This window comes from Pseudomonas sp. AP19, assembly GCF_001728855.1.
In the GTDB taxonomy this organism is placed as follows: domain Bacteria; phylum Pseudomonadota; class Gammaproteobacteria; order Pseudomonadales; family Pseudomonadaceae; genus Aquipseudomonas; species Aquipseudomonas fluorescens.
Window position 1 is genome coordinate 84,091 of sequence record NZ_LXJP01000021.1, and the last position, 21,290, is coordinate 105,380.

Below are 21,290 nucleotides of genomic sequence, written 5' to 3' on the forward strand. Positions count from 1 at the left end.
CAATTGCTCTAGCCCCGAGGTCATGAATCTTTGAAACCCTACCCTATTCATTGCGTGTCGATCGTTATCCCGGTCTACAACGAACAAGAGAGCCTGCCTGAATTGCTGCGTCGCACGACGGCAGCCTGCAAGCAACTGGCTTACGAATACGAAATCATCCTGGTGGATGACGGTAGCCGCGACAACTCGGCCCAATTGCTTGAAGACGCCGCCGCTGAAGACGGCAGCAACGTGGTAGCGGTGATCCTCAACCGTAACTACGGCCAGCATGCAGCGATCATGGCCGGCTTCGAGCAGTGCCGCGGCGAGGTGATCATCACCCTCGACGCCGACCTGCAGAACCCGCCGGAAGAGATCCCGCGCCTGGTGGAACAAGCCGCCCTGGGCTTCGACGTCGTGGCGACCGTGCGTAACAACCGCCAGGACTCGGCCTTCCGTCGCTGGCCGTCGCGCCTGATCAACCTGGCGGTGCAACGCTCCACCGGCGTGGCCATGACCGACTACGGCTGCATGCTGCGCGCCTACCGCCGCACCATCGTCGACGCCATGCTCGCCTGCCGTGAGCGCAGCACCTTTATTCCGATTCTGGCCAACGGCTTTGCCCGGCACACCACCGAGATTCTGGTGCATCACGCCGAGCGCGAACACGGCGAGTCCAAATACAGCGCGATGCGCCTGATCAGCCTGATGTTCGACCTGCTGACCTGCATGACCACCACCCCGCTGCGCCTGCTGAGCATCGTCGGCTTCAGCCTGGCGGCGCTGGGCATGCTGTTTGCCTTCGCACTGGTGTTCCTGCGATTAGTGTTTGGCGCCGAATGGGCCGGCTCAGGCATGTTTGTCCTGTTTGCCGTGTTGTTCGTGTTCACCGGTGGTCAATTCATCGGCATGGGCCTCTTGGGTGAATACCTGGGGCGCATGTACAGTGACGTGCGCGCCCGCCCGCGCTTCTTTATTGAAAAAGTGCTGCGTAACCAACCTGCAGCACCCGCTCCGGTCGTCGTGGTCGACGGCCTGACAAGTTCTCACACTTCCACTTCTCCTTCCGATCAGGTTTCGTCATGAATTCAAAAGCTGTTGTCTTCGCTTATCACGATATTGGCTGTGCAGGCATCGAAGCCCTGCTGACCGCCGGTTACGACATTGCTGCCGTGTTCACCCATGCCGACGACCCCAAGGAAAATAATTTCTACGGCTCCGTCGCTCAACTCTGTGCCCGCAACGGCATCCCGGTACACGCACCGGAAGACGCCAACCACCCGCTGTGGATCGAGCGCATTGCCAAGCTGAACCCGGATTTCATCTTCTCGTTCTACTACCGCAACCTGCTCAGCGAAGCGCTGTTGGCCACCGCCAAAAAAGGCGCGTTCAACCTGCACGGCTCGCTGCTGCCTAAATACCGTGGCCGCGCACCGGCCAACTGGGTGCTGGTCAACGGCGAAACCGAAACCGGCGTGACCCTGCACCGCATGGTCAAGCGTGCCGATGCCGGCGCGATCCTGGCCCAGGAAAAAGTCGTTATCGACCGCACTGACACTGGCCTGACCCTGCACGCCAAGCTGCGTGAAGCGGCCACCAACCTGCTGCGCGATGCCCTGCCACAACTGGCCCAAGGCAAGCTGGCGGAAACTGCCCAGAACGAAAGCCAGGCCACCTACTTCGGCCGCCGCACCGCTGCCGATGGCAAACTGGACTGGAAAAAGCCGGCTGAAGAGCTGTTCAACCTGGTTCGCGCCGTTACCCAACCTTACCCGGGCGCCTTCTGCGCCGTAGGCGAGCACAAACTGATCGTTTGGCAAGCCGACGTGGTCAAGGGCAACGAAGGCATCGCGCCAGGCCGTGTGATCAGCGTCAACCCGCTGCGCATCGCCTGCGGTGAAGATTCCCTGGTGGTCAAGTTTGGCCAGCGCAACGAAAACGGCCTGTACCTGGCAGGTCCGTCCCTGGCCGACGAGTTGGGCCTGGTAGACGGTTCCGTACTGCGCGGCGCCGAGTCCGGCCGCAAGCCACGTCGCACTCGTGTACTGATCCTGGGTGTGAACGGTTTCATCGGTAACCACCTGTCCGAGCGCCTGCTGCGTGACGACCGTTATGAAATCTACGGCCTGGATATCGGTTCCGACGCTATCGAGCGCCTGCGCAGCCACCCGAACTTCCACTATGTGGAAGGCGATATCAGCATTCACTCCGAGTGGATCGAGTACCACATCAAGAAGTGCGACGTGGTCCTGCCGCTGGTGGCCATCGCTACCCCGATCGAATACACCCGTAACCCGCTGCGCGTGTTCGAACTGGACTTTGAAGAGAACCTGAAACTGGTTCGCTACTGCGTCAAGTACAACAAGCGTGTGATCTTCCCGTCGACCTCCGAAGTCTATGGCATGTGCCAGGACCAGTATTTCGACGAAGACACCTCCAACCTGGTGGTTGGCCCGGTCAACAAGCAGCGCTGGATCTACTCGGTCTCCAAGCAACTGCTCGACCGTGTGATCTGGGCTTACGGCGACAAAGGCCTGAACTTCACCCTGTTCCGTCCGTTCAACTGGATGGGCCCGCGCCTGGACCGTCTGGACTCGGCACGTATCGGCAGCTCCCGCGCAATCACCCAGCTGATCCTGAACCTGGTGGAAGGCACGCCGATCCGCCTGTTCGACGGTGGCGAGCAGAAGCGTTGCTTCACCGACATCGCTGACGGCATCGAAGCCCTGGCCCGCATCATTGATAACGACAACGATGTCTGCAACGGGCAGATCATCAACATCGGCAACCCGGAAAACGAAGCCAGCATTCGTCAGCTGGGCGAAGAACTGCTGCGTCAGTTCGAAGCTCACCCGCTGCGCAGCAACTTCCCTCCGTTCGCCGGTTTCCGCGACGTAGAGAGCAAGGCGTTCTACGGCACCGGTTACCAGGACGTGGCACACCGCAAGCCAAGCATCGAAAACGCCAAGCGCCTGCTGAACTGGGAGCCAACCGTTGAGATGAGCGAAACCATCGGTAACACCCTGGACTTCTTCCTCAAAGAAGCCATGCTCGAAATCGCGGACAAGCGCTGATGCAGGCAGGTCTTCGCATCGACGTCGACACCTACCGTGGCACCCGTGAAGGTGTGCCACGGTTGCTGGAGTCCCTGGATGAAGCCGGGGTGAAAGCGACGTTCTTCTTCAGCGTTGGGCCGGACAACATGGGGCGCCACTTGTGGCGCCTCATCCGTCCGCAATTCCTGTGGAAGATGCTGCGTTCCAATGCCGCCGGGCTGTATGGCTGGGATATCTTGCTGGCCGGCACCGCCTGGCCGGGCAAGCCGATTGGTCGTGACCTGGGGCATTTGATGCGCCAGGCCAAGGCCGCCGGCCATGAAGTCGGCCTGCACGCGTGGGACCACCACGGCTGGCAGGCCAACACCGGGCGCTGGAGCGACGCACAACTGGTCGAGCAGATTCGTCGCGGCGTCGACACCTTGAGCGACATTCTCGGTGAACGCATCGACTGTTCTGCCGCCGCCGGCTGGCGTGCCGATGAACGCGTGGTGCAAGCCAAGCAAGGTTTCAACTTTCGCTACAACAGTGATTGCCGGGGCACCAGCCTGTTTCGACCCACCTTGGCCGATGGCAGTGCGGGCACCCCACAAATTCCGGTAGACCTGCCGACCTTCGACGAAGTCGTCGGTCCGGTGGTGGCTGCCAACAATTTCAACAGCTTTATTCTCGACCGGTTTACCGAGTCAAAGCTGAACGTCTACACGATCCACGCAGAAGTAGAAGGGATTCTGATGGCTGAAGATTTTCGCCAATTGCTCGCCCAGGCCGGGCAGCGCGGCATCGACTTCAAACCCTTGGGCGATCTGCTGCCCGCGGATGTGACCACCCTGCCCCAGCAACACCTGGTGCGCGGCGCGTTAAGCGGCCGCGAGGGATGGCTTGGAGTGCAGCAGGCATGATCCGCCGCTGGGCATTGCCCCTGCTCCTGTTGGCGTTTGGTGTGTTTTATCTGTTACCGCTGGCCAGTCATGGCCTGTGGATTCCCGATGAAACCCGTTATGCACAAATCAGCCAGGAAATGCTGCTGACCGGCAAGTGGGCTTCGCCACACTTCATGGGCATCCGCTATTTCGAGAAACCCGCCGCCGGCTATTGGATGATCGCGCTGGGCCAGGCGATGTTCGGGCAAAACCTGTTCGGCGTGCGCTTTGCATCCGCCCTGAGCACCGGGCTGAGCATCCTGCTGGTGTACCTCGTGTCTCGTCGGCTGTGGAACGACCCGCAAAAAAGCCTCGTCAGCACCGTGCTGTACATGAGCTTTGTCAGCGTGGCCCTGCTCGGCGGTTATGCCAACCTGGACCCGCAATTCACCTTCTGGGTCAACCTGACCGGTGTGGCGCTATGGTTCTGCTTCGACAGCACCACCCGCCGCGGCCGTTTGTGGTCGTGGGCCTTGCTCGGTTTCGCCTGTGGCATGGGTTTCATGACCAAAGGCTTCCTCGCCTGGCTGCTGCCGGTGTTGATCGCCCTGCCCTACGCGATCTGGCAAAAACGCTTTCGTGAATTGCTCGGTTACGGCGTGGTCGCCGTGGTCGTCGCGATTGTGGTCAGCCTGCCGTGGGCACTGGCCGTGCACCTGCAAGAGCCGGACTACTGGAACTTCTTCTTCTGGCACGAGCATATCCAACGCTTTGCCGGCGATGACGCCCAGCATGCCGAGCCCTTCTGGTTCTACCTGCCGCTGATGGTCGCGTTCTCATTGCCGTGGATCGCGCTGCTGCCGTCCACGGTGAAACGTGCGTGGCTGGAAAAGCGCCTGCCTAAAACCGTGTTCCTGCTGTTATGGCTATTGATGCCCCTGGCGTTCTTCAGCCTGGCCAAAGGCAAGCTGCCGTCGTACATCATGCCTTGCCTGCTGCCGTTGGCCCTGCTGATGGGGTCGACCCTGAGCGACAAGCTTGCCCAGGGCCAGGCTCGCGCACTGCGCATCAACGGCTGGCTGAACCTGAGTATCGGTATCGCGGCCTTGTTGGCGATCAGCTGGTTCCAATTGAAGAATCCGGTGTACGAACGCGGTCAGGAAACCCTCAGCCTGGTGCTGGTGTTTACCTTCCTGTTCGGCTGGATTGTGGTCAACCTGCTGCAGGCCGCGCGCCCGTTGAAACTGTGGGCCGCACCGGCGATCGGCAGTTGGTTGCTGGTCGCCTTGGTGCCCGCCGCCCTGCCCCATTCGGTGGTTTACAACAAGACGCCGGATCAGTTCATCATCGACCACCTGCCGGAACTGCAACCGACCGCCGCCCTGCTTAGCAATGACCTGGGCGCCGCGTCGGCCCTGTCATGGCGTTTGGGCCGCCCGGATGTGAGCCTCTACAACACCGTCGGCGAAGTGAAATACGGCATCGCCTACCCCGACACCGCGCATCGCAAGATCGATACCAGCGAAGTCCAGCAATGGATGAGCGAGGCGCGCAAAAAGGGGTCTGTCGGTGTGGTGATGCGGGTCAAGGGCGACGACGAGGTTGCTGAAGTGAACCTGCTGCCCCAGGACGGTAAACGCTACGAGCAAGGCAATATCGTCATCCTGATCTTCCCACAGGCTGCGCAATGATCACATTGCTTCTGCTATTAAGCGCCTGCCTGCTCACCTGTATGGGCCAGGTTTCGCAAAAGTTTGCCGTGGAAAGCTGGCGCGGCCAGCCGCACGGATGGGCGCCGAAACTGCGTTCCCCGTGGCTGTGGTCAGCACTGGTGTGCCTGGGCCTGGGCCTGTTGGTGTGGCTGCTGGTGTTGCAGCGCCTGGAGGTGGGCATCGCCTACCCGATGCTCAGCTTGAATTTCGTGCTGGTGACATTGATGGCGCACTTTGTCTTTCATGAGCACATCGATGGCCGTCATTGGCTCGGTGTGGCGCTGGTGATCGGCGGCGTCGTACTGCTGGGGCGTCACGTATGAGCCGCGCGCAAGGGTTTGCCCTGGCCCTGGGCAGCGTCGGCCTGGTGAGCGCCGCTCAACTGGGCATGCGCTGGAGCATGACGCGCCTGCCACTGCCGGACGCCTGGCTGAGCGCGTTCAACAGCAACGCCATTGATCTGGGCGCCCTCGGCGTGGTCATCCTGGCAATCATCGCCTATGCGCTGTCGATGGTCTGCTGGCTTGGCGCGCTCAAGTATTTGCCGCTGGGTCGCGCCTATTCGCTGCTCAGCATCAGCTATGCGCTGGTGTACCTGCTCGCGGCCAGCCTGCCGGTGTTCAACGAACATTTTTCGCTTTCAAAAACCCTGGGGGTGGCGTTGGTCATCCTCGGTGTTCTGGTTATTAACTCTCGTCGTGCTAGCGTTGCAAGCCCCAGGAATGCCCCATGAAAATCAGTGTATTTGGTAGCGGTTACGTCGGTCTGGTACAGGCCACCGTATTGGCCGAAGTCGGTCACGATGTGATCTGCATGGACGTTGACAAGAGCAAGGTCGAGTCGCTTCAGAAAGGCCATGTGACGATCTTCGAACCGGGCCTGGCTGCCATGGTCAAGGAAAACCTGGAAAGTGGCCGCCTGCACTTTACCTATGATGAAAAACTCGCCGTTGAACACGGTGAAGTGCTGTTTATCGCCGTGGGTACACCCTCGGATGAAGACGGCTCGGCCGACCTCAAGTATGTGCTGTCGGTCGGTGACGCAGTGTCCCGCCATCGTGTGGAACCGGTGATTCTGGTGGAAAAATCCACCGTACCCGTCGGCACCGGCGACACCTTGCGCGCCCATATCGAAAAAAACCTGCACATCGCGGGCCGTCACCTGGAATTCGATATCGTCTCCAACCCGGAATTCCTCAAGGAAGGCACGGCCGTCGCCGATTGCCGCCGCCCGGACCGCATTATCATCGGTTGCGAACGTGAAGAAGTGCGTGAAGTGATGCGCGACCTGTATGCGCCCTTCAACCGCAACCACGACCGCATCATTTTCATGGACCTGCGCAGCGCCGAACTGACCAAGTACGCCGCCAACTGCATGCTGGCCACCAAGATCAGCTTCATCAACCAGATCGCCGAGCTGGCCGAACACCTGGGTGCGGACATCGAAGCCGTACGCCTGGGCATCGGCGCCGACTCGCGGATCGGCTACCACTTCATCTACCCGGGTTGCGGCTACGGTGGTTCGTGCTTCCCCAAAGACATGCGCGCCTTGATCCACAGCGCCAAGGAAGCCAACTGCTCCAGCGACCTGCTCGAAGCGGTCGAAGCCATCAACCAGCGCCAGAAGAGCAAGCTGTTCGAACGTATCAACGCTTACTTCAAGGGTGAACTGAAAGGCAAGACGTTCGCGTTGTGGGGCCTGGCCTTCAAGCCCAACACCGATGACATGCGTGATGCACCGAGCCGTGTGCTGATGGAAGCCCTTTGGGCCGCAGGCGCCAATGTCCGTGCGTTTGACCCTGAAGCCATGCAGGAAACCCAGCGCATCTACGGTGACGAGTCGCGCCTGACGTTGCTGGGCACGCCGGAGTCCGCCTTGAGCGGCGCCGATGCGCTGATCGTCTGCACTGAATGGCAGCAGTTCAAGGCCCCGGATTTCGACCTGATCCTCGACCGTCTGAAAAACCCGGTGATTTTCGACGGTCGCAACCTTTACGACGGCGAGCGCCTGGCGCGCAAAGGCTTCAAATACTTCCCAATGGGTCGTGGCGATTCCTGCGAGTTGCCGATCCCTCAGCAAAACTGGGTAGCGCCGGTCAAGGAAGACTGACACGTGAACAAAGCTCAACCGCCCTTGCTTACTGCAACGATCCGCAACCAGTCGCTGGGGCTTGGGCTCCTCGCGCTGGTGCTGTTTATCGTCGGCAATTGGCACCAGGCTATCATCGGGTTCGACTCGCGCTTCGTGGTGTTTGCACAAGAGATGCTGCGCCATGGGCCGAGCTTCTTTCCCACCACCTATGGCCAGCCCTACGCTGACTATCTGGCGACCTCGACACTGCTGACGTGGCTGTTGTCCTTGCCGTTCGGCCAGGTCACCAGCCTGACGGCATGGCTGCCGACGTCGATTGCGTCGGCACTGATCGTAACCCTGGTGTACCGCCTCACGGCGCCCTACTCCACGCGTTGGGGTCTGTTGAGCATCGCGATGTTGCTGCTGAGCAGCACCTTCATCAGTGAAACCCGTGCGGTGTCCCTGGACCAGATGCTCGCCGTCATCGCCCTGACGGTGTTCTACCTCGGTTATGCCCACGATCACTTCGGTGCCGCCAAGCGCCTGCATTGGTTGCTCCTGCTGGTGATTCTCGGCTTTGCAGTGCGTGGGCCAATCGGCCTGGTGATCCCAACCGGCGTGCTCTGCAGCTATTACCTGATCAATCGGCAATGGCGCCAACTGTTCACCTTTGGTGTGCTGGCGCTGGCCCTGTTGGTGGCGTGTGTCGGCCTGCTGTTACTGCTGGCCAAGCTCAGCGGTGGCGAAGACTTCATGCAGGACGTGATCCGCATGCAGTTCCTCGGGCGCATGGACGGCACCGAAGGCTCCAGCGGCGTGTTGTATTACTTCACCAGTTCCATGGGCAACTATGCGCTGGCCTACCCGCTGGCGCTGTTGGTGCTGGTGGCGGTGGTCATCGGCGGGCGCCGCGAGCCGGACCCGGCGCTGAAACTGGTGGTGTATTGCGCAGCGGCCGGTCTGCTGGTGATGCTGGGCTTGTCGGTACCCCAAGCGAAAAAGGCGCGCTACATCCTGCCGATGCTGCCCATGGCGGCGATCATTGCGGCCTACCCGTTCCAGGTCACCCAGGGGCGGCTGTTCGCGGCGCTCCGCGGCCTGATCCTGGGCATCTGGACGCTGTTGCCGGCGCTCCTGGTGATAGGCTTGGTGGTGGCGCGCAAGCGCTACCCGGCCCAGTTGGACAGCCTTGGGCTGATCTTCACGTTACTGGGCGTGCTTCAGGGGTTGGCATTGCTGTCACTCCTCAAAGCACGCCTGCGCACGCTGGGGCCCGCATTCGCGGCGGTGCTGGCGCTCTGGTCGACCTACATCGTGGTGGTCGAACCGCTGGAACGTACGCTCTACGACACCCGCACTTTTACCCTCGCGGTCAAGGCGCACATCATGCAGCAACCGGCACCGGTGGTACTGCATGGCTTGGGTAAAGACGCGAAAGCCATCAAGTTCATGGTCAACTTCAACTGCGATAAGGTCCCGCTGTTCACCCAATCGCCCGCCGATCTGGCCCCGCTGCAAGGGCCGGCCTGGCTGGTGATGAGTGCTCAGGACTTCGAAAAACTGCAAGATCCACGCTTGCGCTCGATCACACCGACGCTCAGCGGGGAGTTCGACAAAGACCCTTATGTGTTGCTGCATCTGGAGAAAGCTTCCGCGCCTTGATCGCAGGCGCTGAACGCGGTCACAGCGGTCTGACAGAAACAACGCCCACTCCTCAAAAAGTGGGCGTTTTTCGTTATTAGCGCCAGGAAAGCGCCTACGTCGCTATGCGTAAAGGCTGGTGCGCTTTGCCTTCCGATGCCTGGAACCGAAATGTAGACTCGTTCACCAAGTGCGTTAACTATTTACTTCAGGACGCTGCCATCCCCTCTACGCACAGTGGCTGCCATTATTAAAAGGGCAATACCGTGCCAGAAGATTTGTTGCTTATTCCTGCGCCGCGGCTGGATCGGCTGATGGAGCTGCGCGACGCGCTGGTGGCATTGAAAGGCCCATTGGCCAACAACACTGCGCTACAGGAGAACCTGCAAAGGCAGTTGTTCAATGAAGAGACCCGTACACGTGTGCTCGGGGGGATCAACCGGCCGCTCACCCAGAACACACGCTTAACCCCTTGTGGCGAGGCGTTTTAACTCACTATTTTTGCATTCAACCTTCATTAATATGCATTGGCACCCCTGTGCTCCGGTCGGCACACTGTTAAGGGTTCCTCCCCCAACTATTGGAACGTTCAAAGGGCTTTCGCGGGAAACCTGCCAAGCCCTATTTTTTTGCCTGTTATTTACGGACTGCTCCGATGCTCGCTCGCTGGTTACCCGCTGCAATCAATACCCGCCCTGCCGAATGGAGCCGCGCCGCAATCGGCATGGCCTTGGGCACGCTCTTCAGTGTCTGGGTGTGTGCTCGGCTCTTTGGCATGGACGTCGCGCTGCACCTGCTCGGCCCCCTCGGGGCTTCCGCCGTGCTGCTGTTTGCGGTGTCGTCCGGTGCGTTGGCGCAGCCCTGGTCGATCATCGGCAGCTACTTATGTGCTGCGGTGGTGGGGTTGCTGGTCGCACGGGTGCTCGGGCGTACCCTGGACAGCGCGTGTCTGGCGGCCGGCATGACCGTCATCCTGATGTGCTGGCTACGTTGTTTGCACCCACCGGCCGGTGGCCTGGCCATGACCCTGGTCCTTGCCGATCCGGCCTCAATCGCGCTGGGTTGGCACGAGTTGGCCCCGGTCATGCTCGGCGCGAGCGCCCTGCTCGCGTGTGCGCTGGCCTATAACAACGCCACGCGCACGCGCTATCCCAAGGGTCCAGTCGAGTCGACTGCGGTCATCATCGGCCGTGCTGCACCGGCGCTGGACGCCTCGATCACCGCAGCCGACCTGAAACAGGCCATGGCCGAAATGGAGCAGTTTTACGACGTGCAACCTGCCGAGCTGGAACAACTGATTCACGCGGCCGAAGGCCATGCGCGGCGGCGCAGCATTGGCGAGGTGCTGGCCGGCCGAGTCGCGTGAGCTGATCTGCATAAATGCAAAAACGACCTGCATGATTCCGGGTTGTACGGGGCAAATTTGCACTGGTACGATCGCGAGAAGGTTCGTTCACGGACATCTTGATAAAGAACAATAAAAGCAGGGAGTTACAGATGACTGCTCAGGTTTCATCCGAAGCAAGCCACGCCGAGGCTCTTCAACCGGAGGGCCGCCAGCACGAGGTGCTGGCCGAGGTGCGCAACCATATCGGCCACCTCACCCTCAATCGCCCCACAGGCTTGAACGCCATCACCCTGGAGATGGTCCGCAGCCTGACGGCGCAGTTACAGGCCTGGGCGGATGATCCGCAGGTTTACGCCGTGGTCCTGCGCGGCGCCGGTGAAAAAGCCTTCTGTGCCGGTGGTGACATCCGTTCGCTGTACGACAGCTTCAAGAACGGCGACACCCTGCACCAAGCCTTTTTCGTTGAAGAATACGCACTCGACCTGGCCATTCATCATTACCGCAAACCTGTCTTGGCGCTGATGGACGGGTTCGTGTTGGGCGGCGGCATGGGCCTGGTGCAAGGTGCCGACCTGCGCGTAGTCACCGAGCGCAGCCGCCTCGCCATGCCGGAAGTGGCCATCGGCTATTTCCCGGATGTGGGCGGTAGCTACTTCCTGCCGCGTATTCCGGGCGAACTGGGGATTTACCTCGGCCTGACCGGCGTGCAGATTCGCGCGGCCGACGCACTGTATTGCGGCTTGGCGGACTGGTCTATCGACAGCGCCAAACTCAGCGACCTCGACCACAAGCTCAATCAACTGCAATGGCAGGATTCACCGCTCAAGGACCTGCAAGGCGTATTGGCCAAACTGGCGGTGCAGCAATTGCCCGATGCGCCCCTGGCCGCACTGCGACCTGCTATCGACCATTTCTTCGCCTTGCCGGATGTGCCGAGCATCATTGAGCAATTGCAGGAAGTCACCGTCGCCGACAGCCACGAATGGGCCCTGAGCACCGTCGAGCTGATGCAAACCCGCTCGCCGCTGGCCATGGCCGTGACCCTGAAAATGCTGCGCCGTGGCCGCCGTCTGCCGCTGGAGCAGTGCTTTGCCCTGGAACTGCACCTGGATCGCCAGTGGTTCGAGCGCGGCGACCTGATCGAAGGGGTGCGGGCGCTGATCATCGATAAAGACAAAGCCCCCCGTTGGAACCCGCCGACTGTCCAAGGGCTGGACGCCAGCCATGTCGACAGCTTCTTCCGCGACTTCGTGCAGAGTGGGAAATAGGTCATGCAAGATATTGAATACACTGAAGAACAGGTAATGATCCGTGACATGGCGCGCGACTTTGCCCGTGGCGAAATCGCCCCGCATGCGCAAGCCTGGGAAAAAGCCGGCTGGATCGATGACGCCCTGGTCGCAAAAATGGGTGAATTGGGCCTGTTGGGCATGGTGGTACCTGAAGAATGGGGCGGCACCTATGTCGACTACGTGGCGTATGCGCTGGCGGTAGAAGAGATCTCCGCCGGTGATGGCGCGACCGGCGCACTGATGAGTATCCATAACTCAGTGGGTTGCGGGCCACTTCTCAACTACGGCACACACGAGCAGAAACAAACCTGGCTGCCTGACCTTGCCAGCGGCCAAGCCATCGGCTGCTTCTGCCTGACCGAACCCCAGGCCGGCTCCGAAGCCCACAACCTGCGGACCCGCGCTGAACTGCGTGATGGCCAGTGGGTCATCAATGGCGCCAAGCAGTTTGTCAGCAACGGCAAGCGCGCCAAGCTGGCCATTGTGTTTGCGGTGACTGACTCGACGTTGGGCAAGAAGGGCATTTCCGCGTTCCTGGTGCCCACCCAGACGCCGGGCTTCGTGGTTGATCGCACTGAACACAAGATGGGCATTCGCGCCTCGGATACCTGCGCCGTCACACTCAGCGAGTGCACCGTGCCCGAAGCCAACCTGCTGGGTGAGCGCGGTAAAGGCCTGGCCATTGCCCTGTCCAACCTCGAAGGCGGGCGCATCGGAATTGCCGCCCAAGCGCTGGGCATTGCACGGGCGGCGTTTGAGGCGGCGCTGGCGTATGCCCGTGATCGCGTGCAATTCAACCAGGCAATCATTGAGCACCAGAGCATTGCCAACCTGCTGGCAGACATGCAAACCCAGCTCAACGCCGCACGCTTGCTGATCCTGCACGCCGCGCGCCTGCGCAGTGCCGGCAAGCCGTGCTTGTCGGAAGCCTCCCAGGCCAAGCTGTTTGCCTCGGAAATGGCCGAAAAGGTCTGCTCTTCAGCGGTGCAGATTCATGGCGGGTATGGGTATCTTGAGGATTACCCGGTGGAGCGTTACTACCGGGATGCGAGGATTACACAGATTTACGAAGGGACCAGTGAGATTCAGCGGATGGTGATTGCCCGAGCACTGAAGGACTACCAGCTCTGACAGATACGCCGCTCCCACCTGTGGGAGCGGGCTTGCCCTAATGCCAGTCAGTTAAGCGAACGAAATGCTCAATGCAGCGAAGATCAAATGTGGGAGCGGGCTTGCTCGCGAAGGCGGCCTGAAGCAAACATTGATGTTGATTGACCCACCGCTTTCGCGAGCAAGCCCGCTCCCACCATGGGGTCTACCGTGTTTTTGGGGTCAGCTTACTGGTCCTTGAACTCAGGCGCGCGCTTGGCCACAAATGCCGCCATGCCTTCCTTCTGGTCTTGCGTCGCAAACGCTGCGTGGAACACCCGACGTTCAAAGCGCACGCCTTCGGACAGGCTCACTTCAAACGCACGGTTCACACTTTCCTTGACCATCATGCTGATCGGTACTGACTTGCCCGCAATCAGCGTGGCGACTTTCAGCGCCTCTTCCAGCAGTTCATCGGCCGGCACAATGCGCGCGACAATCCCGCAGCGCTCAGCTTCCACCGCATCGATAAAGCGCCCGGTCAGGCACATTTCCATGGCCTTGGCCTTGCCCACCGCGCGAGTCAGGCGCTGCGTGCCGCCCATGCCCGGCAATACACCGAGGTTGATTTCCGGCTGACCGAACTTCGCCGTATCACCGGCCAGGATAAAGTCGCACATCAACGCCAGTTCGCAGCCGCCGCCCAAGGCGAAGCCGTTAACGGCCGCAATGATCGGCTTGCGGCGGTTGGCCACGCGGTCACTGTCGCTGAACAGGTCGTCGAGGTAGATTTGCGGGTACGTCAGCTCAGCCATTTCCTTGATGTCGGCACCGGCGGCGAAGGCTTTTTTTGAGCCGGTCAACACGATGCAGCCGATTTCCGGGTTAGCTTCCAGGCTGTCGAGGGCCTGGTTCAACTCGCTGACCAATTGCGCGTTCAAGGCATTCAGCGCTTGCGGGCGATTAAGCGTAATCAGCCCGACGCGGCCCTGCACTTCGAGCAAAATGGTTTCGTAACTCATGTATTGGCTCCTTAAAGATTGCGTGAGATGACCATGCGTTGAATGTCGCTGGTGCCTTCGTAAATCTGGCAGACCCGCACATCGCGGTAGATCCGCTCCAACGGGAAGTCGTTCAGGTAACCGTAACCGCCCAAGGTTTGCAAGGCGGCCGAGCAGACTTTCTCGGCCATTTCCGAAGCAAACAGTTTGGCCATGGAGGCTTCGACCAGCGCCGGCTTGCCGCTGTCGCGCAGGGCGGCGGCGTAATGCACCATCTGCCGGGCCACCGCGATTTGAGTGGCCATGTCCGCCAGGCGGAAGGCCACCGCCTGGTGTTCAATCAACGCTTTACCGAAGCTTTCACGCTCGCGTGCATAGTCGCGTGCCGCTTCAAACGCGGCGCGGGCCATGCCCACCGATTGCGAGGCAATCCCCACGCGGCCGCCTTCGAGGTTGGCCAGGGCGATCTTGTAGCCTTCGCCCTCCTCGCCCAAGCGATTGGCGACGGGCACTTTCACATCCTCAAACAGAATCTGGCACGTGTCGGAAGCGTGTTGGCCCAGCTTGTCTTCCACCCGCGCGACCGTGTAGCCCGGCGAGTCGGTCGGCACAATAAACGCGCTGATCCCACGTTTGCCGGCTGCCGGGTCGGTGACTGCAAACACAATCACAATGCCGGCGTTCTGCCCGGAGGTGATGAACTGTTTGCAACCATTGAGCACGTAATACTCGCCTTCAAGGCGCGCACGGGTTTTCAGGCTGCTGGCATCAGAGCCTGCCTGTGGCTCGGTCAATGCGAAGGCACCGAGCATGGCGCCACTGGCCAAGGGTTTGAGAAACTGTTCTTTCTGCTGATCGTTGCCGAACTTGAGAATCGGCACGCAACCCACCGAGTTGTGCACGCTCATGATGGTCGAGCAGGCGCCGTCACCGGCGGCGATTTCTTCCAGCGCCATGGCATAGGCCAGGTAGCCGGTGTCGCAACCGCCCCACTGCTCCGGCACCAACATGCCGAAAAAGCCCAGCTCGGCCATTTCGCCGATGGCTTCCTTGGGGAAACGGTGCTCGCGGTCCCATTCGGCGGCGAACGGTTTCAGGCGTTCCTGGGCAAATTGCCGGGCCGCCTCGCTGATTTGCACTTGTTCGTCATTGGGCAGCATGTTGAGTCCTTAATACAGACATTCGACGGCCATGGCCGTGGCTTCACCACCGCCGATGCAGATGGCGGCAACGCCGCGCTTGAGGCCTTTCTGGCGCAGGGCCGAGAGCAAGGTCACCAGAATGCGCGCGCCGGAGGCGCCGATCGGATGCCCCAAGGCACAGGCGCCGCCGTGCACGTTGACCTTGCTGTGGGGGATTTCCAGCTTGCTCATGGTCACCAGGCTGACGACCGCGAAGGCTTCGTTGATCTCAAACAAGTCCACCTCGCCCAGGTGCCAGCCGGTCTTGCTCATCAGCTTGCGAATCGCGCCCACCGGTGCCACCGGAAACAGCCCCGGCTCATCGGCAAAGGCCGCATGCCCGTGGATCACTGCCAGCGGCTTGAGACCACGTTTTTGCGCCTCGGACTGGCGCATCAGCAGCAACGCCGCCGCACCATCGGAGATCGAGCTGGCGTTGGCCGCCGTCACCGTGCCGCCTTCACGAAACGCCGGTTTCAGGCTGCTGATCTTGTCCAGCCTGGCCTTGGGTGGTTGTTCGTCATGCACGATGGTTTTTTGCTCTTTACCGGCAGTCACCTGTACCGGGACAATCTCCGCAGCGAAGCTGCCGTCGGTAATCGCCGCTTGCGCCCGGGTCAGCGAGGCGATGGCAAATGCGTCCTGGGCTTCACGGGTAAACCCGTTGTGCTCGGCGCAGTCTTCGGCAAAGGTGCCCATCAGGCGACCCTTGTCATACGCATCTTCCAGGCCGTCGAGAAACATATGGTCGATCACCTTGCCGTGGCCCATGCGGTAGCCGCTGCGCGCACGGTCCAGCAGGTACGGCGCGTTGGACATGCTCTCCATGCCACCGGCGATCACCACCTCGACACTGCCGGCCAACAGCGCGTCGTGGGCCAGCATGGTCGCTTCCATGCCTGAGCCACACATCTTGTTCAGCGTGGTGCAGCGGGTGGCCTTGTCCAGCCCGGCACCCAGGGCCGCCTGACGCGCAGGCGCCTGGCCCAGGCCTGCAGGCAGTACACAGCCGAACAGCACTTCATCCACGGCATCGGACGCAATGCCGGCCCGCTCGACCGCCGCGCGAATCGCGGCGGCGCCCAGTTGCGGCGCGGTCAGCCCTTTGAGGTCGCCCTGGAAGCCGCCCATGGGCGTGCGCACGGCGCTGACAATAACGATCGGATCGTTCATGGATAATCCTCCTTACCTGGCAGCCATGCGCAAGGCACCGTCGAGACGGATCACCTCGCCATTGAGCATGCTGTTTTCAATGATGTGTCGCACCAGCGCAGCGTATTCGGACGGTTTGCCCAGGCGTGGCGGAAACGGCACGCCGGCGGCCAGGGAGTCGCGCACTTCGGGGGTCATGCCCGCCATCATTGGCGTTTCGAAAATGCCGGGGGCAATGGTCATCACCCGAATGCCATAGCGCGCCAATTCACGCGCGGCGGGCAAGGTCAGGCTGGCGATGGCGCCTTTGGAGGCGGAATACGCCGCCTGGCCAATCTGCCCGTCAAACGCTGCCACCGATGCGGTGTTGATGATTACACCGCGCTCACCGTCGGCATCCGCCTCGGTGTCAGCGATGGCCGCAGCGGCCAGGCGCAGCAGGTTGAAGCTACCGATCAGGTTGACGTTGATCACCTGGGCGAAGCTGGCCAGGCCGTGGGGGCCGTTCTTGCCGAGGATCTTCTCGCCGCGTACCACACCGGCGCAGTTAACCAGGCCATGTAAACCACCAAAGGCTGCAACGGTGGCGTGAACGGCAGCTTCAGCCGCGGCTTCCTGGCTGATATCCGCCACCACGCTGCGGGCGTTCTCGCCAAGCTGTTGGGCTTTGGCCGCCACGGCCTCGGCGTTCAGGTCCACCAGCATCACTTTGGCTCCGGCGGCGATGAGCATTTGCGCGGTGGCCGCGCCGAGGCCCGAAGCACCGCCGCTGACCAGGAATACCTTGTTTTCAATCTGCATCACTGTTTCCTTAAAAGTGGATCAAGCCAGTGCCGCTTGGGCCTTGGCGATTTCCTGATTACGCAAAATAAAGCGCTGCAGCTTGCCGCTCGGGGTCTTGGGCAAGTCACTGACGAATTCGATTTCCCGTGGGTAGGCATGGGCGGCCAGGCGTTGGCGCACGTACAGGCGCAGCTCCTCGGCAAGTTGTGGGGTGGCGCGGTATTGCGCGTTGAGCACCACGAACGCTTTCACCAGTTCGGTGCGCTCCGGGCAGGGTTTACCGACGACTGCTGCCTCAATGACAGCCGGGTGCTCGACCAGCGCGCTTTCCACGTCGAACGGCCCCACGCGGTAACCGGAGGTGGTGATCACATCATCACTGCGCCCGACAAAACTGATGCTGGCGTCCGGGTTCAGCTCGACGGTGTCGCCACTGAGGTAGTACTTGCCCACAAAGGCTTTGGTCTTGACCCCGTCATAACCGGCAAACCAGCACATCGGCGATTGTTCACGGTCGATGGCGAGGATTCCCGGCTGCCCGGCGGGCAACTCCTGATAATCGTCATCCAGCACCACGATGCGATGCCCCGGTGAGGCAAAGCCGGCCGAGCCAACATGCACCGGGTGCGCCAGGCCATGGTGGTTGCACAACACCATGCCGAGTTCGGTCTGGCCGTAGTGGTCGTGAATGGTGACCCCCAGGTTATCGGCGAACCAACGGATCACCTCCGGGTTCAACGGTTCGCCGGCGCTGCTGACAATGCGCAGCTTGCCCTTGATCGAACGGGCGAACTGCTCACCACCGGCAATCAGCAGGCGATACGCGGTGGGAGAGCCGGTCAGGTTGGTAATCCCGTATTTATTAATCACCCGGCAGGTACTGTCGAGGGTGAACGGGCCATCGTAGAAGGTGATCGGATGGCCCATGGACAACGGCCCGGTCACGCCGAAATAGATGCCGTAGGCCCAGCCTGGGTCGGCGACGTTCCAGAACGCATCTTCGGGGCGCAGGTCCACCGCGTCACGGGTGTAGCTCTGAAACGCAACAATCGCCTTGAGCGGCACCGACAGCGCTTTCGACGGCCCGGTGGTGCCCGAGGTGAACATCAGCAGGAACGGATCATCGCCGCCCAGCAACACCGGCTCGCACACTGGGGAATAGTGGGGCAATTCGGCCCAGAAACTGTAATCGCCCCGCACAATGCCTTCACCCTTGGCCCCGGCGACCGTCACAATGGTTGGGCACCCCTGCACCTCGGCCAGCTTGGGGCGGTTGACCGCATCGGTGACCACCAGTGCCGCTGCAGAGCTGCTCAGGCGATGCTCAATCGCTTTGGGGCCAAACGCGGTAAACAACGGCTGATAGACCGCGCCGATGCGCCACGTTGCCAATACCACCACCAGCAATTCAGCCGTGCGCGGCAGCAGACCCGCGACCTTGTGACCGCGTTTGACGCCCTGGGCCTGCAGGAAATTGGCGAAGCGCGCCGCCTGCTCCTGCAACTGGGTGAAGGTGTACGTGGCGCTCTGCCCGTCCTTGCCCTCCCAGAACAGGGCGATGCGCCCCGGCAGCGCGTGCCGGTCGCAGCATTCCACGCAGGCATTGAGCGCCTGAAGATTGCCGGCCAGCGCGGCGTCAACGGTGTGCTGGTAATCGAATTCAGTCGTAGCGGCCAGGTAGTCACGCATTGCTTCAAACCCTTCTGTGTTTTTATTTTGATGACGGTTTTGAGGACAACAATCGTTGAAATAGTCGCTCTGGAGCGATTACGCAGCAATGGTCAAAGCCTTCAACTTCGCTGACTGGTTTGGCCAATCATTGATTGCGCTGATCAGCCGGTCAGTCCAAGTGATTGGACGCCCACGGTGCTTGCTTCTAACCTGATGGCCTGCGCCACCACAGAAGCCTTCCATGATCGTTCGCCCCAAACCCAACCTGCTGGGCATCCTGTTTTCCCTCAAGGGCTCGATTGCCAAGCGCATTGCCCTGCGCAGCCTGCTGGTCACGTTACTGGCCTCAGTGATCGTGTTGGTGGAAACCCTGCACCCGGCGTATTTCTCCAAGGTCAACGCCACGCCCTTCACGTTGCTTGGGCTGTCGCTGTCGATCTTCATGAGTTTTCGCAATAACGCCTGTTATGACCGCTGGTGGGAAGGCCGCAAGCAACTTGGGCAAATGGTCATCGAGGTGCGCTCGCTGATTCGCGAAACCCAGGTGCTGGCCGATGCGCTTGAGCGCGCCGCCCTGCTTCGCGGTGTGTGCGGCTTTGCCCATGGTTTGATCGCCCGCCTGCGTCATGAAGATGAGGCCCGGGCCATCAAGCCGTGGATCAGCGTCGAGCAGGCGCACCCCAACCTCCCCGACCGCGTATTGCAGCAACTGGGCGGGCAATTTTCGCTGCTGGCAGAACGCGGCACGATCAGCGAATGGCGCTACACTCAGCTGGAAACCCGGCTGGTCAGCCTGAGCCAGGTGCAAGCGTCGTGTGAGCGCATCAAAAGCACGCCGCTGCCCTTCCCCTACACGCTGCTGCTGCACCGCACTATTTACCTGTTCTGCATTCTGTTGCCGTTTGCCATGGCCGAGCCATTGGGCTGGCTGACGCCGCTGTTCACCGCCATCGTGAGCTACACCTTCTTTGGCCTGGATGAAATCGGCGACGACCTGGAGGACCCGTTCGGTTTCGATGAAAACGACTTGCCGTGCAATGCGATCGTACGCACTCTGGAGCGCGAGATTCTTGCCGCCCTCGGCGAAACAGCGCTGCCAGCTGCGCTGGAGCCGGTTGAATACGTGCTGAACTGACACGGGTTTGACACTCGCCGTGGTCTGACCGAAGCTGATGGCTTTGCGATAGCCGCCCCTGCTTTTGGACGCCTGCATGTCAAAGTCACGCCGTTACTCCATCATCGGCCTGTGCGCCCTGTTATTAATTGTGTTGGTCACCTGGTTTTTCTCCCGCTCCAGCCCAGTGGCCGTGCCACCGGCGATTGCGCATGGCTACTCCAAAGCCTTGAAGCAGGCACGTAATGGCGAGCCGGGGGCCGCGCGCGTGCTGTATCAACAGCTCGGCCGGCCGGACCTGTCCCCCGAGCGTCGCGCGGCATTGCATGCCGAACTGCCCAATTACCCCAGCCCACAGGCGCTGAAACTGGCCGATAAAGACCTGGCCGATGAGTCTCCACTGGTCCGCGAGGCGGCCATCCACAGCATTGTCGGCCTGGTACCCAGCGGCCAACGCACGCTGTTACTCGGCCCGGTGCTGGATGACCCTGAACAAGACGTGCGCTTTGCCGCCGCGAATGCCTTGCTCGGCCTGTCGCCGGATACCCTGGGGCTGTATTTCGGGCCCTTGCAGCAAGTGCTGGATGAGTTTGTGAAAAAGCTCAAGGGCCAGCCCGAAACAGCTGAAGGCTGGATTCAACTGGCGCGCCTGTACATCCACAGCGCCTTGCTGCCGGAGGCGCAAAACGCACTGGAGCAGGCCATGCGCATGCAGCCGGACAATCTGCAGGCGGTGGTCGCACAAATCGAGCTTTTGGACAAACAAGGCAAAACCGATGAGTCGCGCCAGTTGCTGGCGCGCCAATTGGCGGCCCATCCCGAGTCGGCATACTTGCAACACGCCCTGGGCATGTGGCTCTTGCACCACGGCGAACGGCCCTACGCCCTGCTCGGTTTGTCCAAAGCGGTAGAGCTTGAGCCGGACAATCAGGATTACCGTTACGACCTCGCCACCACCCTGCACGCCCAGGAGGAATTGGAAGCGGCTCAGCGTCAGCTGGAAGAAATCATCCAGCGCCACCCGGCCAATCGCAAGGCGCGGGTGCTGCTGGTCAATTACTGGAAAGAGAGCGGCCAGTTGCAGAACGTCCAGGTGTTACTCGCCCAACTTGAGCAACAAAACCCGGATGATCCCGCCCTGCAGCAAGGCCTGTAGCCGCACCGAAAAGTTATAAAAGTTAGCCAGGCTTGTACAAATTGCGCAAAACGTTGAACCGCTACGGGCCACTACGGTCAAGTGAATATGGCGCGCCCAAGGCGGTGCGCTCCTCTACTTGTACGTGACCCGAGGGCACTTCTTGTCTACATCCAAAGCGCTGTTCAGTGAAAAGGGGG

General features: G+C 61.0%; 19 protein-coding genes. 14 read left to right on the forward strand and 5 right to left on the reverse strand.

The window, feature by feature from the left end:
* The first annotated feature begins 30 nt into the window (after positions 1 to 30).
* The 12 genes from arnC (at position 31) to A7D21_RS16405 (ending at position 13,095) form a co-directional block, all read left to right on the forward strand.
* The gene (arnC, locus tag A7D21_RS16355) at positions 31 to 1,065 is read left to right on the forward strand and encodes an undecaprenyl-phosphate 4-deoxy-4-formamido-L-arabinose transferase (RefSeq protein WP_053256007.1); all 1,035 of its coding nucleotides are present in this window, start codon (positions 31 to 33) and stop codon (positions 1,063 to 1,065) included.
* Positions 1,062 to 3,053 (forward strand): bifunctional UDP-4-amino-4-deoxy-L-arabinose formyltransferase/UDP-glucuronic acid oxidase ArnA, encoded by a 1,992-nt coding sequence (arnA, locus tag A7D21_RS16360; protein WP_053256006.1) that lies wholly within the window; start codon positions 1,062 to 1,064, stop codon positions 3,051 to 3,053. The genes arnC and arnA overlap by 4 nt, the downstream gene beginning before the upstream one ends.
* Positions 3,053 to 3,937 carry a 4-deoxy-4-formamido-L-arabinose-phosphoundecaprenol deformylase gene (gene arnD / locus A7D21_RS16365; protein WP_053256005.1) on the forward strand — a complete coding sequence of 295 codons (885 nt, stop codon included), beginning with the start codon at positions 3,053 to 3,055 and terminating at the stop codon, positions 3,935 to 3,937. The genes arnA and arnD overlap by 1 nt, the downstream gene beginning before the upstream one ends.
* The gene (gene arnT / locus A7D21_RS16370; RefSeq protein WP_053256004.1) at positions 3,934 to 5,589 is read left to right on the forward strand and encodes a lipid IV(A) 4-amino-4-deoxy-L-arabinosyltransferase; all 1,656 of its coding nucleotides are present in this window, start codon (positions 3,934 to 3,936) and stop codon (positions 5,587 to 5,589) included. The genes arnD and arnT overlap by 4 nt, the downstream gene beginning before the upstream one ends.
* Positions 5,586 to 5,933, forward strand: a complete 348-nt coding sequence (arnE, locus tag A7D21_RS16375) for a 4-amino-4-deoxy-L-arabinose-phosphoundecaprenol flippase subunit ArnE (protein WP_053256003.1) — start codon at positions 5,586 to 5,588, stop codon at positions 5,931 to 5,933. The genes arnT and arnE overlap by 4 nt, the downstream gene beginning before the upstream one ends.
* Positions 5,930 to 6,343 carry a 4-amino-4-deoxy-L-arabinose-phosphoundecaprenol flippase subunit ArnF gene (gene arnF, locus A7D21_RS16380; protein WP_069552152.1) on the forward strand — a complete coding sequence of 138 codons (414 nt, stop codon included), beginning with the start codon at positions 5,930 to 5,932 and terminating at the stop codon, positions 6,341 to 6,343. Before arnE ends, arnF begins: the two co-directional genes overlap by 4 nt.
* A complete protein-coding gene (locus tag A7D21_RS16385) occupies positions 6,340 to 7,719 on the forward strand; it encodes a UDP-glucose/GDP-mannose dehydrogenase family protein (RefSeq protein WP_053256001.1) in 1,380 nt (459 codons plus the stop codon). Before arnF ends, A7D21_RS16385 begins: the two co-directional genes overlap by 4 nt.
* 3 nt (positions 7,720 to 7,722) lie before the next feature.
* The gene (locus tag A7D21_RS16390; RefSeq protein WP_069552153.1) at positions 7,723 to 9,345 is read left to right on the forward strand and encodes a glycosyltransferase family 39 protein; all 1,623 of its coding nucleotides are present in this window, start codon (positions 7,723 to 7,725) and stop codon (positions 9,343 to 9,345) included.
* 281 nt (positions 9,346 to 9,626) lie between these two features.
* Complete coding sequence (locus A7D21_RS34405; RefSeq protein ID WP_256556257.1) at positions 9,627 to 9,815, forward strand: type VI secretion system contractile sheath small subunit; 189 nt, start codon at positions 9,627 to 9,629, stop codon at positions 9,813 to 9,815.
* A 164-nt stretch (positions 9,816 to 9,979) separates the two neighbouring features.
* A complete protein-coding gene (locus tag A7D21_RS16395) occupies positions 9,980 to 10,690 on the forward strand; it encodes an HPP family protein (protein ID WP_069552154.1) in 711 nt (236 codons plus the stop codon).
* 131 nt (positions 10,691 to 10,821) lie between these two features.
* On the forward strand, positions 10,822 to 11,940 hold the full coding sequence (locus A7D21_RS16400; RefSeq protein WP_069552155.1) for an enoyl-CoA hydratase/isomerase family protein: 1,119 nt from the start codon (positions 10,822 to 10,824) through the stop codon (positions 11,938 to 11,940).
* A gap of 3 nt (positions 11,941 to 11,943) precedes the next feature.
* Positions 11,944 to 13,095, forward strand: a complete 1,152-nt coding sequence (locus A7D21_RS16405) for an acyl-CoA dehydrogenase family protein (RefSeq protein ID WP_069552156.1) — start codon at positions 11,944 to 11,946, stop codon at positions 13,093 to 13,095.
* A 206-nt stretch (positions 13,096 to 13,301) separates the two neighbouring features.
* On the opposite strand, the gene A7D21_RS16410 is transcribed toward A7D21_RS16405, so the two are convergent.
* Genes A7D21_RS16410 through A7D21_RS16430 form a run of 5 tightly spaced genes read right to left on the reverse strand, consistent with a single transcriptional unit; the run spans position 13,302 to position 18,859 of the window.
* A complete protein-coding gene (locus A7D21_RS16410) occupies positions 13,302 to 14,075 on the reverse strand; it encodes an enoyl-CoA hydratase (protein ID WP_069552157.1) in 774 nt (257 codons plus the stop codon).
* Between the two features lie 11 nt (positions 14,076 to 14,086).
* Positions 14,087 to 15,214 (reverse strand): acyl-CoA dehydrogenase, encoded by a 1,128-nt coding sequence (locus A7D21_RS16415; RefSeq protein WP_053255995.1) that lies wholly within the window; start codon positions 15,212 to 15,214, stop codon positions 14,087 to 14,089.
* 9 nt (positions 15,215 to 15,223) lie between these two features.
* The gene (locus A7D21_RS16420) at positions 15,224 to 16,408 is read right to left on the reverse strand and encodes an acetyl-CoA C-acyltransferase (protein WP_069552158.1); all 1,185 of its coding nucleotides are present in this window, start codon (positions 16,406 to 16,408) and stop codon (positions 15,224 to 15,226) included.
* Between the two features lie 12 nt (positions 16,409 to 16,420).
* Positions 16,421 to 17,188 carry an SDR family NAD(P)-dependent oxidoreductase gene (locus tag A7D21_RS16425; protein ID WP_069552159.1) on the reverse strand — a complete coding sequence of 256 codons (768 nt, stop codon included), beginning with the start codon at positions 17,186 to 17,188 and terminating at the stop codon, positions 16,421 to 16,423.
* A 21-nt stretch (positions 17,189 to 17,209) separates the two neighbouring features.
* Positions 17,210 to 18,859: an AMP-binding protein gene (locus tag A7D21_RS16430; protein WP_069552160.1), complete on the reverse strand. Its 1,650-nt coding sequence runs from the start codon at positions 18,857 to 18,859 to the stop codon at positions 17,210 to 17,212.
* 223 nt (positions 18,860 to 19,082) lie between these two features.
* On the opposite strand from A7D21_RS16430, the gene A7D21_RS16435 reads away from it, so the two are divergent.
* A complete protein-coding gene (locus A7D21_RS16435) occupies positions 19,083 to 19,976 on the forward strand; it encodes a bestrophin family protein (RefSeq protein WP_069552161.1) in 894 nt (297 codons plus the stop codon).
* A gap of 76 nt (positions 19,977 to 20,052) precedes the next feature.
* A complete protein-coding gene (locus A7D21_RS16440; protein ID WP_069552162.1) occupies positions 20,053 to 21,111 on the forward strand; it encodes a tetratricopeptide repeat protein in 1,059 nt (352 codons plus the stop codon).
* Positions 21,112 to 21,290: the final 179 nt, after the last annotated feature.

Excerpts from the sequence above, each read along its gene's own strand:
- arnA (WP_053256006.1), top strand. The coding sequence starts at position 1,062 with ATGAATTCAAAAGCTGTTGTCTTCGCTTATCACGATATTGGCTGTGCA.
- arnD (WP_053256005.1), top strand. The coding sequence starts at position 3,053 with ATGCAGGCAGGTCTTCGCATCGACGTCGACACCTACCGTGGCACCCGT.
- arnT (WP_053256004.1), top strand. The coding sequence starts at position 3,934 with ATGATCCGCCGCTGGGCATTGCCCCTGCTCCTGTTGGCGTTTGGTGTG.
- arnE (WP_053256003.1), top strand. The coding sequence starts at position 5,586 with ATGATCACATTGCTTCTGCTATTAAGCGCCTGCCTGCTCACCTGTATG.
- arnF (WP_069552152.1), top strand. The coding sequence starts at position 5,930 with ATGAGCCGCGCGCAAGGGTTTGCCCTGGCCCTGGGCAGCGTCGGCCTG.
- A7D21_RS16385 (WP_053256001.1), top strand. The coding sequence starts at position 6,340 with ATGAAAATCAGTGTATTTGGTAGCGGTTACGTCGGTCTGGTACAGGCC.
- A7D21_RS16395 (WP_069552154.1), top strand. The coding sequence starts at position 9,980 with ATGCTCGCTCGCTGGTTACCCGCTGCAATCAATACCCGCCCTGCCGAA.
- A7D21_RS16400 (WP_069552155.1), top strand. The coding sequence starts at position 10,822 with ATGACTGCTCAGGTTTCATCCGAAGCAAGCCACGCCGAGGCTCTTCAA.
- A7D21_RS16405 (WP_069552156.1), top strand. The coding sequence starts at position 11,944 with ATGCAAGATATTGAATACACTGAAGAACAGGTAATGATCCGTGACATG.
- A7D21_RS16410 (WP_069552157.1), bottom strand. The coding sequence starts at position 14,075 with ATGAGTTACGAAACCATTTTGCTCGAAGTGCAGGGCCGCGTCGGGCTG.
- A7D21_RS16415 (WP_053255995.1), bottom strand. The coding sequence starts at position 15,214 with ATGCTGCCCAATGACGAACAAGTGCAAATCAGCGAGGCGGCCCGGCAA.
- A7D21_RS16420 (WP_069552158.1), bottom strand. The coding sequence starts at position 16,408 with ATGAACGATCCGATCGTTATTGTCAGCGCCGTGCGCACGCCCATGGGC.
- A7D21_RS16425 (WP_069552159.1), bottom strand. The coding sequence starts at position 17,188 with ATGCAGATTGAAAACAAGGTATTCCTGGTCAGCGGCGGTGCTTCGGGC.
- A7D21_RS16430 (WP_069552160.1), bottom strand. The coding sequence starts at position 18,859 with ATGCGTGACTACCTGGCCGCTACGACTGAATTCGATTACCAGCACACC.
- A7D21_RS16435 (WP_069552161.1), top strand. The coding sequence starts at position 19,083 with ATGATCGTTCGCCCCAAACCCAACCTGCTGGGCATCCTGTTTTCCCTC.
- A7D21_RS16440 (WP_069552162.1), top strand. The coding sequence starts at position 20,053 with ATGTCAAAGTCACGCCGTTACTCCATCATCGGCCTGTGCGCCCTGTTA.